Annotated in this window: 13 protein-coding genes; 5 read left to right on the top strand and 8 right to left on the bottom strand. The window is 75.6% G+C overall.

Annotated features, from left to right (window positions below):
• The first annotated feature begins 30 nt into the window (after positions 1-30).
• Together MQV74_RS18895 and MQV74_RS18900 are read left to right on the top strand one after the other, a co-directional pair.
• A complete protein-coding gene (locus MQV74_RS18895) occupies positions 31-699 on the top strand; it encodes a pyridoxine/pyridoxamine 5'-phosphate oxidase (protein ID WP_242719218.1) in 669 nt (222 codons plus the stop codon).
• The gene (locus MQV74_RS18900; RefSeq protein WP_242719220.1) at positions 696-1,217 is read left to right on the top strand and encodes a GNAT family N-acetyltransferase; all 522 of its coding nucleotides are present in this window, start codon (positions 696-698) and stop codon (positions 1,215-1,217) included. The genes MQV74_RS18895 and MQV74_RS18900 overlap by 4 nt, the downstream gene beginning before the upstream one ends.
• Here MQV74_RS18900 and MQV74_RS18905 read toward each other — a convergent pair.
• The 3 genes from MQV74_RS18905 to MQV74_RS40815 are packed head-to-tail and all read right to left on the bottom strand — an operon-like array spanning position 1,201 to position 2,667.
• A complete protein-coding gene (locus MQV74_RS18905; protein WP_242719222.1) occupies positions 1,201-2,091 on the bottom strand; it encodes a GNAT family N-acetyltransferase in 891 nt (296 codons plus the stop codon). The two genes, MQV74_RS18900 and MQV74_RS18905, sit on opposite strands and share 17 nt — an antisense overlap.
• Positions 2,051-2,536, bottom strand: coding sequence for a Zn-ribbon domain-containing OB-fold protein (locus MQV74_RS18910; RefSeq protein WP_242719224.1), 486 nt, complete (start codon positions 2,534-2,536; stop codon positions 2,051-2,053). Before MQV74_RS18910 ends, MQV74_RS18905 begins: the two co-directional genes overlap by 41 nt.
• A complete protein-coding gene (locus tag MQV74_RS40815; RefSeq protein WP_278194178.1) occupies positions 2,533-2,667 on the bottom strand; it encodes a hypothetical protein in 135 nt (44 codons plus the stop codon). The genes MQV74_RS18910 and MQV74_RS40815 overlap by 4 nt, the downstream gene beginning before the upstream one ends.
• A gap of 166 nt (positions 2,668-2,833) precedes the next feature.
• Between MQV74_RS40815 and MQV74_RS18915 the strand changes: the two genes are divergently transcribed.
• Complete coding sequence (locus MQV74_RS18915) at positions 2,834-4,027, top strand: flavin-containing monooxygenase (protein WP_242719226.1); 1,194 nt, start codon at positions 2,834-2,836, stop codon at positions 4,025-4,027.
• Positions 4,028-4,308: 281 nt separating this feature from the next.
• Positions 4,309-6,534: an acetate--CoA ligase family protein gene (locus MQV74_RS18920; protein WP_242719228.1), complete on the top strand. Its 2,226-nt coding sequence runs from the start codon at positions 4,309-4,311 to the stop codon at positions 6,532-6,534.
• 15 nt (positions 6,535-6,549) lie between these two features.
• Here the strand turns inward: MQV74_RS18920 and MQV74_RS18925 are convergent, their stop codons facing one another.
• Positions 6,550-7,572 carry a GlxA family transcriptional regulator gene (locus MQV74_RS18925; protein ID WP_242719230.1) on the bottom strand — a complete coding sequence of 341 codons (1,023 nt, stop codon included), beginning with the start codon at positions 7,570-7,572 and terminating at the stop codon, positions 6,550-6,552.
• Between the two features lie 59 nt (positions 7,573-7,631).
• Here MQV74_RS18925 and MQV74_RS18930 point away from each other — a divergent pair, with 59 nt between their 5' ends.
• Entirely contained in the window at positions 7,632-8,963 is a 1,332-nt protein-coding gene (locus MQV74_RS18930) for an MFS transporter (RefSeq protein ID WP_242719232.1), read from the top strand.
• Between the two features lie 10 nt (positions 8,964-8,973).
• On the opposite strand, the gene MQV74_RS18935 is transcribed toward MQV74_RS18930, so the two are convergent.
• The 4 genes from MQV74_RS18935 to MQV74_RS18950 form a co-directional block, all read right to left on the bottom strand.
• Entirely contained in the window at positions 8,974-9,582 is a 609-nt protein-coding gene (locus tag MQV74_RS18935) for a flavin reductase family protein (protein WP_242719234.1), read from the bottom strand.
• A gap of 151 nt (positions 9,583-9,733) precedes the next feature.
• Positions 9,734-10,525 carry an enoyl-CoA hydratase/isomerase family protein gene (locus MQV74_RS18940; RefSeq protein WP_242719236.1) on the bottom strand — a complete coding sequence of 264 codons (792 nt, stop codon included), beginning with the start codon at positions 10,523-10,525 and terminating at the stop codon, positions 9,734-9,736.
• 81 nt (positions 10,526-10,606) lie between these two features.
• Entirely contained in the window at positions 10,607-11,656 is a 1,050-nt protein-coding gene (locus MQV74_RS18945) for a Zn-dependent alcohol dehydrogenase (RefSeq protein WP_242719238.1), read from the bottom strand.
• A gap of 10 nt (positions 11,657-11,666) precedes the next feature.
• Positions 11,667-12,872 carry an acyl-CoA dehydrogenase family protein gene (locus MQV74_RS18950; RefSeq protein WP_242719240.1) on the bottom strand — a complete coding sequence of 402 codons (1,206 nt, stop codon included), beginning with the start codon at positions 12,870-12,872 and terminating at the stop codon, positions 11,667-11,669.
• Position 12,873 lies beyond the last annotated feature (1 nt).

A 12,873-nucleotide genomic window follows, 5' to 3' on the forward strand; every position in this document is an offset into this window, starting at 1 on the left:
TCAGCGGACAGGGGAGCGCACAATCGAGCCATGACGACGACGGACCGCTTTCGCGACCTGCTCAGATCCCAGAAGGTGTGGGACACCGACCTGCCCACCTTCGACCCGGCGGCCACGCCACCCGCGCCGCTCGGGCTCTTCCACCGCTGGTTCGCCGAGGCGGTGGCCGCGGGCCAGCCCGAGCCGCACACCATGACCCTGGCGACGGCGGACGGGGCGGGCCGCGCGGACGCGCGCACCGTCATGCTGCACGACGCCGACGCGGCGGGCTGGCACTTCGCCTCGCACGACATCAGCCGCAAGGGCCGCCAGCTCGCCCAGCGTCCGCACGCGGCCCTGCACTTCTACTGGCCCGCCCAGGCCCGCCAGATCCGGCTGCGCGGCCCGGTCGCCGTCGCCCCGCACGCCGAGGCCCTCGCGGACCTGCACGCGCGGAGCACGGGGGCGCTCGCCGCGGCGCTCGTCGGACACCAGAGCGAAGTCCTCGCCTCGCGCGCCGAGTTGACGGAGGCCTCGGAGGCCGCCTGGGAGCGTGCGGCCGAGCGACCGGACGCCGACGCGCCGAGCTGGACGCTGTACGTACTGGCCCCCGATGAGGTGGAGTTCTTCCAAGGGGACGCCCGACGGCGGCACGTGCGCCTGCGGTACCGGGCGGCGGACCAACAGGGGGCCTGGCTGAGGGAGTTGCTGTGGCCGTGACCGAAGAGGAAGGCTTGACCGGAGAGGACGCCGGGCTCGTCCTGCGCCCCGCGCGCGCGGAGGACGCCGCGGCGGTCGCCCGGATCTGGCACGCGGGCTGGAGCGACGGCCACCTGGGGCACGTCCCCGAGGCGCTCCTCACGGTCCGCACGCCCCAGTCGTTCGTGCTGCGTGCCCCGAGCCGCGTCGACGACACGGTGGTCGCGCTGGTTGCCGGGGTGGTCGCCGGTTTCGTGATGGTGGTCGACGACGAGGTCGAGCAGGTCTACGTCTCCGCCGCGCACCGGGGCACGGGCGTGGCCGTCGCGCTGCTCGCCGAGGCCGAGCGCGTGGTCGCCGCCAAGGGCCACCGGCGCGCGTGGCTCGCGGTCGTCGACGGCAACGCCCGCGCCCGCCGCTTCTACGAACGCCAGGGCTGGCGCGACGAGGGCCTCTTCGAGTACCTCGCCGCCAGCGCCACGGGACCCATCCGCGTCCCCTGCCACCGCTATGTGAAGCAGCTCACCGCGCCCGCGTGAAGGTGAACTGCGCGTAGTCCCGGACCGGGCGGTAGCCGAGCCGCCGGTACAGGCCGTTGCTCGTGGGGTTGGCGAGGTCGGTGAAGAGCAGCACCTCACCGGCGCCCGCCGCGAGGGCGGCCCGGGTGACGTCGGCGGTGACGGCGGCCGCGTACCCGCGGGCGCGGTGCTCGGCGGGGGTGTAGACCGGCGCGACGCGGATCTGCCCCGCGACGGGGACGGTCGCGCCCGCCATGGACACGGGGGTGCCGTCGGGCAGCTCCCAGAGCGTGACGCCCCCGTACGCGAGCCGGGCGTCCGCCCACCGGTACGGGTCCATCAGGGAGGGCTGGCCCAGGTCGGCCGCGAACGCCCGGTGCCAGCGCGCCAGCAACTCCCGGTCGCCCGGGGCCGCCACGCGCGCGGCCCCCGGCGGCGCGGGCACGGGCGGGGTGAGCGCGCCGAGCCGGTACAGCCGCTGACGCAGGTCCTCGGCGACGGCGTCCCCGGTGTGCCGCTGCCAGGCCCGCGCGAACGCCTCTGCGGCCGCGTGGTCCGACATCACCCCGGGCAGCCCGGGCACCAGGGCGGCAAGCTCCCCGGCGAGGGCGTCGAGCGCCCCGGGCGCGTCCGCCGTGCGGGGGCTGACGGCGACCCGGCGGGGCGCGGTGCGCAGGAAGGCCCCGCGCACGGCGCCGTCCCCGTCCAGACAGCCGAAGAGGGGCGGGGGCTCCCCTTCCCCGTACGCGTGCGGGCCCCGGGTGCGCAGGGTGTCGGCGACGGTGAGCAACACGGTGTTGAGCGCGGGCTCGGCGTGCAGATGGGCGCGGGCGCGGTCGAGGAACTCGGCGGGGTCAGCCGTCAGTCGCCAGCGTCCTGCGGGAGCTGTGGTCATGCGGCATGGTCCCATCGCGGGCCCCCACCGGCTCGAACACCGGTGCCACCAGGCCCTCCCCGAGCCGGCGGAACGTGACCCGCAGCGGCATCCCCACGCGCGGCTCGCCCTCCGCGCAGCCCACCAGCTCCGTCATCATGCGCGGCCCCTCCACGAGGTCGACGACCGCGGCGACGTACGGGACGCGGGAGGCGAAGGGCGGCAGGTCGTTGCGGTGGACGACGGACCAGGTGTAGAGCGTGGCGTCCCCGCGGGCGCTCTCCCAGGTGACGTCCTCGCTCCAGCAGTGGGGGCAGAACTCGCGCGGGTAGTGGTGGGCGAGCCCGCAGCCGGGCGCGTGGCAGCGGCGGAGCAGCAGTCGGCCCTCGCCGGCGGCGTCCCAGTAGGTCCGGGTGAAGGCGTCAACTTCGGGGAGGTCGAAGCGGGGTCGTCCGTCGGCCGTCACCGTACGGGCCCCGCGTCCCGCTCGAACCGGCCCTTCTCGGCCCCGCGCCACCGGCTCCCCGCCCGCCCGGGGACGCGGCCGGTGCGGGGCGTGCCGGGCCGTGCGGCGCCCTGGGGGCGGGTGGTGTCCATGCGGCGGTCTCTCCTGATCAGCAGGGGCGGCGAGCAATACCTGACGGCATGTCAGTTCAGCGCATCGGTCAGGGCGCGCGCAAGAGGCCGTCGTACGTGATCAATTCGCAACCGGTTTCGGACTTGTCCGTCACCCATCAAGTGACGGCGTGGTTACTCTCCCGTCATGGCCGACTCGAACCCACCTCCCCCCAGCACCGACCGGCCCCTCCCGGACAGACCAGGACCGGTCCGCCCCGTGTACGTCGTCGGCGGCGGCCCCGGCGGTCTCGCCGTCGCGGCCGCGCTGCGCGCACGCGGCGTACGCGCCGTCGTCCTGGAGAAGTCCGACCGCGTCGGCGCGTCCTGGCGCGGCCACTACGACCGCCTCCATCTGCACACCACGCGCCGCCTGTCCGGCCTTCCGGGCCTCGCGATGCCGCGCTCGTTCGGCCGCTGGGCCTCCCGGGACAACGTGGTGCGCTATCTGGAGAAGTACGCGGAGCACCACGAACTGGACGTCGTCACCGGCGTCGAGGTGACCCGCCTGGAGCGCACCGCCGACGACGGGGGCTGGCTCCTGCGGGCCACCGGGGGGCGCGAGCTGACCGGCCGCGCGGTGATCGTCGCCACCGGCCACAACCACACCCCGCACGTGCCCGACTGGCCGGGCGCCGACACCTTCCCCGGCGACCTCCGGCACGCCAGTGCCTACCGCGAGCCCAGCCCCTACACGGGCCAGGACGTCCTCGTCGTCGGCATCGGCAACACGGGCGCGGAGATCGCCGTCGACCTCGCGGAGGGCGGCGCCGCCCGGGTCCGGATCGCCGTGCGCACCGCTCCGCACATCATGCGCCGCTCCACCGCGGGCTGGCCCGCCCAGCGTTCCGGCATCCTGTGCCGCAGGCTGCCCGTGCCGGTCGTCGACCGGCTCGGCCGCGCGATCGCCCGCGTCAGCGTGCCCGACCTGTCCGCGCACGGCCTGCCGCGCCCCGCCACCGGCCTGTACTCGCGCGTCCGCGAGGGCGCCATCCCGGTGCAGGACGTCGGCCTGATCGACGCGGTGCGCTCGGGCCGGGTCGAACCGGTCGCCGCCGTCGAGTCCTTCGAGGGCGGCAAGGTGCTCCTCGCCGACGGCAGCCGCGTCGGCCCCGACGCCGTCATCGCCGCCACCGGCTACCGCCGCGCCCTGGAGCCCCTCCTCGGCCACCTCGGCGTCCTCGACCCGCACGGCCGCCCCCGGGTCCTCGGCCCGCGCACCGCCCCCGAGGCCCCGGACCTGTACTTCACCGGCTTCACCACCCCCATCAGCGGCACGCTGCGCGAACTGGCCAGGGACGCGGGCCGGATCGCCCGCGCCGTGGCCCGGTCGGGGGCGTGAGCCCCGCGCCGGACGGGCCGCGCCGTCCGGCCGGCCGGCCGAGGCGGTCTTGGCAGGCGGCGCGTTATGCGGTTCCGTGGGAGGGCGCTGTGCGCTGCTTGCGCAGCGGCCTCAGGTGCCCCGCCGGACTTTGCTCGCAGCCCCATTCCTGACAGGCCGTCAGTTCAGTAATCTGACTAAGCGTCAGTTTCGAGTTCCGGCACTGTCGCAGCCGCCCGCGGCCCCGCACCCCGGGGCCCGGCCGGCCCAGTCGTCGCCGTCACACAGGAGCGGGCGTACCGATGCTTGGATCGACGTACGGCACCTTCACCCCCGACCCCCGCCGCGCACGCGCCGTCGCCTGCGGCAGCCTCCCCGCCGCCACCGTCCACGGCCGTACCGCCACCCCGGGCGACCTGGACGTCAGCGGGCGCCCGCTGTACGCCGACGTCCCCGACCTCGACCGGTTCTTCCGCCCGGAGTCCGTCGCCGTCATCGGCGCGTCGGACGCCGAGGGGCGGCCGCACACCGGCATCACCCGCCGGCTCGTCGCCTGGGCCGAGCGCGTCGGCGCCCGGCTCCACCCCGTGCACCCCAGCAGGCCCGCCGTCTTCGGCATCCCCTGCGCCCGCTCGGTCGCCGAACTGCCGGGCCCCGTGGACGTGGCCGTCGTCCTGGTGCGCGATCCGCTGCCCGTCGTGGAGGAACTCGCCGAGGCCAAGGCGCGGTTCGCGGTGGTCTTCGCCTCCGGCTTCGCCGAGACCGGCGCGGCGGGCGCCGCCGCGCAGGACCGGCTCGCCGCCGCCGTCGGCCGCTCGGGCCTGCGGCTGCTCGGCCCGAACACCAACCTCAACGCCTTCGAGGAGTTCCGCGAGGACCTGCGAGGCCCCGCCATCGCCCTCATCACCCAGTCCGGCCACCAGGGCCGCCCCGTCTTCACCCTCCAGGAGCTGGGCATCCGCCTCTCCCACTGGGCGCCCACCGGCAACGAGGCCGACCTGGAGACCGCCGACTTCCTCTCGTACTTCGCCGAGCAGCCGGACGTCGGCGCCATCGCCGCGTACGTGGAGGGCCTCAAGGACGGCCGCGCCTTCCTGCTCGCCGCCGACCGGGCCGCCCGGCGCGGTGTCCCGGTCGTCGCCGTCAAGGTCGGCCGCACCGAGACCGGCGCCCGCACGGCCGCGTCGCACACCGGCAAGCTGACCGGCGCCGACACCGTCGTGGACGCGGCGATGCGGCAGTTCGGCGTGATCCGCGTCGACGGGCTCGACGAACTCCAGGACACCGCCGCCCTGTTGGCGCGGGCCCGGCCGCCCAGGGCCGACGGCGTGGCCGTCTACTCGATCTCCGGCGGCACCGGCGCGCACTTCGCCGACCTGGCGACGGCGGCGGGCCTGCGCCTGCCGACGCTCCCGGAGACCCGGCAGACCGAGCTCCACCAGTGGATCCCGCACGATCTGAACGTCTCCAACCCCATCGACAACGGCGGCCACCCCGTCGGCGACTGGCGCGGCCGCAAGATCATCGACGCGATCCTGGCCGATCCCGCGATCGGCGTCCTGATCTGCCCCATCACGGGCCCCTTCCCGCCGATGAGCGACAAGCTGGCCGAGGACCTGGTCGCCGCGGCCGAGACGACGGACAAGCTGATCTGTGTGGTGTGGGGCTCCCCCGTGGGCACCGAGGAGGCCTACCGCACGACCCTGCTCGGCTCCTCGCGCGTGGCCACCTTCCGCACCTTCGCCAACTGCGTCACGGCCGTCCGCGCCTACGTGGACCACCACCACTTCACCGCCGCCTACCGCTCCCCCTTCGACGAGGCCCCGCGCACCGCGTCGCCCTCCTACCGCAAGGCCGAGGCCCTGATGCGCCCCGGCCGGCAGCTCAGCGAGCACGCCGCGAAGCAGCTCCTGCGCGCGTACGGCATCCGCGTACCGCGCGAACAGCTCGTCACCAGCGCGGCCGCGGCCGTCCGCGCCGCCGGGCAGGTCGGCTATCCCGTCGTCATGAAGGCCTCCGGCGCGCGGATCGCCCACAAGACCGAACTCGGCCTCGTCCGGATCGGCCTCACCTCCGCCAGCCAGGTCCGCGACGCCTACCGCGACCTCACCGACATCGCCCGCTACGAGGACATCGACCTCGACGGCGTCCTGGTCTGCCAGATGGTGGAGCGCGGCGTCGAGATGGTCGTCGGCGTCAGCCAGGACCCGCTGTTCGGGCCCACCGTGACCGTGGGGCTCGGCGGGGTGCTCGTGGAGGTCCTGCACGACACCTCGGTCCGCGTGCCGCCCTTCGGCGAGGACCAGGCCCGCGCGATGCTCGACGAGCTGCGCGGCCGGGCCCTCCTGGACGGGGTGCGCGGGGCGCCGCCGTCCGACCTGGACGCCCTGGTCGAGGTCGTCCTGCGCGTCCAGCGCATGGCCCTCGAACTGGAGGGGCGGCTCGCGGAGCTGGACATCAACCCCCTGATGGTCCTCGGCCGCGGGCAGGGGGCGGTGGCCCTGGACGCCCTCGTGCGCTGCGGCTGACCGTCGCCGGGCGGGTCAGCGCCCGTCCGCGCCGCGGAACGTACGGCGGTACGCGGTCGGCGTCACGCCCAGGACCGACTGGAGGTGCTGGCGCATGGACTGGGCCGTGCCGAAGCCGCACTCGCGGGCGACCCGGTCGACGGACAGGGCCGTGGACTCCAGGAGGTGGCGGGCCCGCTCCACCCGCTGCCGGGTCAGCCACTGACCGGGGCTGACGCCGACCTCCTCGCGGAAGCGGCGGGTGAAGGTGCGCACCGACATGGCCTCCTGCTCGGCGAGGTCGCGCAGCTGGAGCGGCTCGTGCAGGCGGCCGAGCGCCCAGGCCCGCGCGGTGGTCGTCGTCGCAAGGCGCGGCTCGGGCACCGGGCGCTGGACGTACTGCGCCTGCCCGCCGTCGCGGTGCGGCGGTACGACCGTGGAGCGGGCCACCTCGTTGGCGACGGCCGAGCCGTGGTCGCGGCGCACCACGTGCAGACACAGGTCGAGGCCCGCGGCGACCCCGGCGGACGTGAGCACGTCCCCGTCGTCGATGAACAACACGTCCGCGTCGACCTCGATGCGCGGGAAGAGCCGCTGGAAGTGGACCGCGTGCGCCCAGTGCGTGGTCGCCGGGCGGCCGTCCAGGAGGCCCGCCGCCGCCAGGACGTAGCCGCCCGTGCAGATCGACACCATCCGGGTGCCGGGGCGCACCCGCGCGAAGGCGGCGGCGAGGTCATCGGTCAGACGGCCCTCCTCGTACACGGGGCCCAGCTCGTGCGACGCGGGCACCACGACGGTGTCGGCGGCGGCGAGCGCCTCGGGTCCGTGCTCGACGAGGACGGCGAAGTCCGCGTCCGTGCGGACCGGCCCCGGCGGCCGTACGGAACAGGTCACGACCTCGTACAGGCGCCGCCCTTCGGCATCGCGCGCGCGGCCGAAGATGCGCTGGGGAATGCCCAGCTCGAAGGGGATGACACCGTCCATGACGAGGACGGCGACGCGGTGTGGGGCCGGAGCCCGCCGCCCCCGCCCGCCCCCGCGCACCCGCTGCTCGGCCATGGCCCGATCCTAGCGAACGCTGTCCCCCCGGCCACTCGATCGCCCCGGTCCCGAACCGGATGCTGGCTGACGTGACCCAGACAACCGAGACCTCCGCACGGGCGGGCGGCGCCGAGTCCCCAGGGGGCCCGCGGCGGCGGACGCCCCGCGTCCACCGCGCCTGGTTCGTCGCCGCCGTCACCTTCGTGACGATCATCGGCGGCGCCGCCTTCAACTCCCTGCCCGGCCTGCTCATCGACCCCCTGCACGAGGAGTTCGACTGGTCCCGGGGCGAGATCGGCCTCGCCGTCTCCGTCGACATGGCGCTGTACGGGCTCACCGCGCCGTTCGCCGCCGCGCTCATGGACCGCTTCGGCATCCGCAAGGTCGTCGTGACCGCGCTCGGCCTGGTCGCGGCGGGCGCGCTGCTCAGCGTGTGGATGACCGCGAGCTGGCAGCTGCTGCTCTACTGGGGCCTCCTGGTCGGCCTCGGCACCGGGTCCATGGCGCTCGCCTTCTCCGCGACCGTCACCAACCGCTGGTTCGTCGAGCGGCGCGGCCTGGTCACCGGCGTCCTGACGGCGGCGGGCGCCTCCGGCCAGCTGGTGTTCCTGCCGCTGTGCGCGTGGATCGTGGCCGAGCACGGGTGGCGGCCCGCGTCCGTGACGGTCGCGCTGGCCGCGCTCGTCGTGGTGCCGTTCGTCTGGCTGCTCCTGCGCGACCACCCCGCGGACGTCGGACTCGCCCCGTACGGGGGCGAGTTCACGCCCAAGCCGGAGCCCACGCGGGGTGCCGCCGTGCGGACCGTGCGGGTGCTGCTCGACGCGGCGCGCACCGGCCCGTTCTGGCTGCTCGCGGGGACCTTCGCGATCTGTGGGGCGTCCACCAACGGGCTCGTCCGCACGCACTTCGTGCCGTCCGCGCACGACCACGGCATGCCGGTCACCGCCGCGGCGTCGCTGCTCGCCGTGATCGGCGTCTTCGACGTCGTGGGCACGATCGCCTCCGGCTGGCTCACCGACCGCTTCGAGGCCCGGCGCCTGCTCGCCGTCTACTACGCGCTGCGCGGCGTCTCGCTGGTGTTCCTGCCGATCCTGCTCGCGCCCAGCGTGCACGTGCCGATGGTGTTCTTCATCGTCTTCTACGGGCTCGACTGGGTGGCCACGGTGCCGCCCACGCTCGCCCTGTGCCGGGAGCACTACGGGGCCGACAGCGCGATCGTCTTCGGCTGGGTGCTCGCCTCGCACCAGGTCGGGGCGGCGCTCGTGGCCTTCCTCGGCGGCGTGGCCCGGGACGTCTTCGGCTCCTACGACGTGGTCTGGTACGCGTCCGGCGGGCTGTGCGCGGCCGCGGCCCTGATGTCCCTGGTGATCCGGCGGGGCACCGGCCGGGGGGCGGAACTCGCGGCCTGAGCGGGCGCCTTCAGGACAGGCGGCCCCGGTGGAAGAGCAGCGGGGCCGCCTCCCCGTCCGTGGCGTCCAGGGCCTCCACCCGGCCGACCACGATGAGGTGGTCGCCGCCGGTGTGCACCGCGTGCACGGCGCAGTCGATCCACGCCACGGCGCCCGCCAGGCGCGGGGCGCCCGTCACGGGCGCGGCGTCGTAGGAGACCCCCGCGAACTTGTCGGCGCCGCTGACCGCGAACGCCCGGCACAGGTCCGCCTGGTCCGCGCCCAGGACGTTGACGCAGAAGACGCCCGCGCGGGCGATGCGCGGCCACGTCGTGGACGTACGGCCCACCATGAAGCAGACCAGGGGCGGGTCCAGGGAGAGCGAGGAGAAGGACTGGCAGGCGAAGCCCGCGGGGCCCAGGGGGGCGTCGCCGGGGGCCGTCACCACGGTCACGCCGGTCGCGAAGGCGCCGAGGACGCGGCGGAACTCGGCCGCGTCGAGCGGCGCGCGCTCGTCCTCGCGGACGGCCCGCAGCCGGGGCCGTGGCGCGACGTCGCCCGCCGCCGTAGGAGCACCCACCGACCTGAGATAACGAACGACCGTGGCCGCCATTCCCGCGTGTCCCATCACGTTCCCCATTGAAGCTGACACCCCGTCAGATTGGAAGGGCCGGAACGGCCCGCCCGCGCCCCGGGCGGGGAGCGCCCCGAAGGGGCGCGGGGCCGTGTCCATGTGCGGCTCCGCCGCATGGGCGCGACCAGCCACGACGGGGCCGCAGCCACCCGAGGCCCTAGCGCCCCTCGTACGTGGGGGTCCGGCGCTCCGCGAAGCTGGCGACGCCCTCCCGCGCGTCCCGGGAGCCCATGTTGATCTCCTGCGCGGCAGCCTCCGCGGCGAGCGCGTCCGCACGCCCGGAGTCCAGCGACGCATTGACGAGCTGCTTGGTGAGGGCGAGGGCCCGGGTGGGCCCGGCGGCAAGCCGCTCCGCCCAGGCGCGGGCGGTCTTCTCCAGGTCGCCGTCCGGCACGACCCGGTTGACGAGCCCGAGGCGCTCGGCGTCGGCCGCGGCGAGCGCGTCCCCGAAGAACATCAGCTCCTTCGCGCGCTGCGGGCCGACCAGCCGCGGCAGCAGATAGGCCCCGCCGCCGTCCGGGACGAGCCCCCTGCGGACGAACACCTCGATGAACGCGGCCGATTCGGCGGCGAGCACCAGGTCGCAGGCCAGGGCCAGATGGGCGCCGAGCCCCGCGGCGGTGCCGTTCACGGCGGCGATCACGGGCTTCTCGCAGTCGAGCACCCCGGTGATCAGCCGCTGCGCCCCCTCGCGCAGGGTCCGCGCGATGTCCCCCACGACCCGCTCGCCCCCGGCGGCCACGCCCCGCAGGTCGGCCCCCGAGCAGAAGGCCCCACCTCCCCCGGTGATCACGACGGCCCGCGTGCCCGGGTCCCGGGAGGCCTCCCCCAGCAGGCCGATGAGCTGGTCCCGGTCGACCGGAGCGAGCGCGTTGCGCACCTCGGGGCGGTCCAGGGTGATCCAGGTGACGTGGTGGCTGGTGGTGCGGTGGATCCGGGGGTCTGCCATGGCGGGGTCCGCTCTCTGAGAGGGGTGGTCGGGCCTGTCGGCCGGGAGGGGGCGGTCCGCGCCGCCCGGGGAGCGGACGCGTCAGAACACCACCACCCCCCGCGCCACCCGCCCCGCCTCCGCGTCCGCGCGGGCGCGGGGGAAGTCCTCCACCGCGTACGTGCGCGTCACCAGCTCGTCCAGGAGCAGCCGGCCCGCCAGATGGAGCTCCGCGTACAGCGCGAAGTCCCGCTGGGGACGGGACGATCCGTAGCGGCAGCCGAGGATGGACTTGTCCAGGAACAGCGAGGAGACGACGAACGACGCCTCGGCGGTGGCGGACGGCATCCCGAGGAGCACCGCCTGCCCGTGCCGGTCCAGGAGGTCCACGGCCTGCCGGACGAGCTCGACCCGGCCCACGCACTCGAAGGCGTGGTCCGCGCCGGTCGGCAGGATCTCCGCCATGCCCTCCGCCGACGGCAGGAAGTGCGTGGCGCCGAACCGCCGCGCCGCCTCCTCCTTGTCCGGGTTCGCGTCGACGGCCACGATCGGTCGCGCGCCCGCGATCCGCGCGCCCTGGAGCACGTTGAGCCCGATGCCTCCCGCGCCGATGACGACGACGGAGTCCCCGTACGCGACCCGGGCCCGGTTGAGGACCGCGCCGACGCCGGTGACCACCGCGCAGCCGATGAGCGCGGCGGACGTCAGGGGGATCTCCTTGGGGATCCGCACGGCCTGCACGGCCTTGACGAGGGTCCGCTCGGCGAAGGACGAGTTCGCCGCGAACTGGTACAGCGGCGTCCCGCCCCGCGTGAACGGCTGCCGGGGCGTCCCGATCGCCTTGCGGCACATGGTGGGCCGCCCCCGGTGGCACTCGGCGCAGGCCCCGCAGTTCGCGATCGTCGACAGGGCCACGTGGTCACCGGGGACGACGTGCGTGACGCCGGGCCCCACGGCCTCCACCACGCCCGCGCCCTCGTGCCCGAGCACCACCGGCACCGGGAACGGGATCGTCCCGTCGAGCACCGACAGGTCGCTGTGGCAGAGCCCGGCCGCCGCGACGGCCACCAGGACCTCGCCGGGACCCGGGTCCCGGACCTGGAGGTCGTCGACGACCTGCACGCTCCGCCCGTCGAACACCACGCCCCTCATCGCACACCCCTCACCGAGGCCCCCGGGCCTCTCTCGGCAGACCGAGCACGCGCTCGGCGATGATGTTCCGCTGGATCTCGTCGGAGCCGCCGTAGATCGTGTCGGCGCGCGAGAAGAGGAAGAGCCGCTGTGCCGCGTCGAGTTCGTAGGGCGCCCCGGCCGACCAGTCGCCGGGCCCCGCCGCGCCGAGCGCCCCGCGCACCCGCACCGCGAGCTCCCCGAGCCGCCGGTGCCAGCCGCCCCACAGGAGCTTCGCGACGCTGGGCGCGCCCGGGTCGCCGCCGCCGAGGGTCCGCAGCGCGTTCCACCGCATGACCAGCAACTCGGCCCAGAGCGCCGTCAGTTGCTCCCGCAGCACCGGATCGCGCACCGCGCCGCCGCGCACCGCGTCCCGGACGACGGCCGCCAGCTCCGCCGCGAAGCCGATCTGCTGGGCGAGCGTCGACACGCCGCGCTCGAAGCCGAGCAGCCCCATCGCGACGCGCCACCCCGCGCCCTCGCCCCCGACGACGTGTGCGGCACGCGCGCGGGCCCCGTCGAAGAAGACCTCGTTGAACTCGGCCGTCCCGGTGAGCTGCCGGATGGGCCGCACCTCGATCCGCCCCGGCTGGTCCATCGGCACGAGCAGGAACGACAGGCCCTCGTGCCGCCGCGCCCCGCCGCCACCGGTGCGCGCGAGCACGAAGCACCAGTCGGCCTCGTGCGCGAGCGAGGTCCAGGTCTTCTGGCCGCTGATCCGGTACGCGTCCCCGTCGCGCTCGGCGACCGTGCGGACGCCCGCGAGGTCGGAGCCCGCGCCCGGCTCGCTGTACCCCTGGCACCACAGGGCCTGCCCACGGGCGATGTCCGGCAGGAACTCGTCCTGCTGCTCCTCGCTCCCGTACGCGAGCAGCGTCGGCGCGAGCAGCTTCTCGCCGATGTGCCCACAGCGGCCGGGCGCCCGCACGCCCGCGTACTCCTCGGCCCACACGACCTGCTGGGTGAGCGAGGCCGTACGGTTGCCGTACGCGCCCGGCGCCGTGTCCCAGCCGATGCCGATCCACCCGCCGCGCCCCAGCTCCCGCTCCCAGGCCCGGCGCAGGCCCGGGTCCTCGTGCTCGCCGCCGGGCCCGCCGCGCCCCGCGGCCGCCGCGAAACCGCCTCCCAGATGCCCGTCGAGCCACTCCCGGGCCGCGGCCCTGAACTCCTCGTCCGCGGGCCCGAATGCGAAGTCCACG

This window comes from Streptomyces sp. AN091965 (genome assembly GCF_022698285.1).
Lineage (GTDB): Bacteria > Actinomycetota > Actinomycetes > Streptomycetales > Streptomycetaceae > Streptomyces.

What these genes read in the sequence shown, in the direction of transcription:
- MQV74_RS18915 (WP_242719226.1), top strand. Translation starts at nt 2,834, where the DNA reads ATGGCCGACTCGAACCCACCTCCCCCCAGCACCGACCGGCCCCTCCCG.
- MQV74_RS18920 (WP_242719228.1), top strand. Translation starts at nt 4,309, where the DNA reads ATGCTTGGATCGACGTACGGCACCTTCACCCCCGACCCCCGCCGCGCA.
- MQV74_RS18940 (WP_242719236.1), bottom strand. Translation starts at nt 10,525, where the DNA reads ATGGCAGACCCCCGGATCCACCGCACCACCAGCCACCACGTCACCTGG.
- MQV74_RS18935 (WP_242719234.1), bottom strand. Translation starts at nt 9,582, where the DNA reads ATGGGGAACGTGATGGGACACGCGGGAATGGCGGCCACGGTCGTTCGT.
- MQV74_RS40815 (WP_278194178.1), bottom strand. Translation starts at nt 2,667, where the DNA reads ATGGACACCACCCGCCCCCAGGGCGCCGCACGGCCCGGCACGCCCCGC.
- MQV74_RS18945 (WP_242719238.1), bottom strand. Translation starts at nt 11,656, where the DNA reads ATGAGGGGCGTGGTGTTCGACGGGCGGAGCGTGCAGGTCGTCGACGAC.
- MQV74_RS18895 (WP_242719218.1), top strand. Translation starts at nt 31, where the DNA reads ATGACGACGACGGACCGCTTTCGCGACCTGCTCAGATCCCAGAAGGTG.
- MQV74_RS18925 (WP_242719230.1), bottom strand. Translation starts at nt 7,572, where the DNA reads ATGGCCGAGCAGCGGGTGCGCGGGGGCGGGCGGGGGCGGCGGGCTCCG.
- MQV74_RS18905 (WP_242719222.1), bottom strand. Translation starts at nt 2,091, where the DNA reads ATGACCACAGCTCCCGCAGGACGCTGGCGACTGACGGCTGACCCCGCC.
- MQV74_RS18930 (WP_242719232.1), top strand. Translation starts at nt 7,632, where the DNA reads ATGCTGGCTGACGTGACCCAGACAACCGAGACCTCCGCACGGGCGGGC.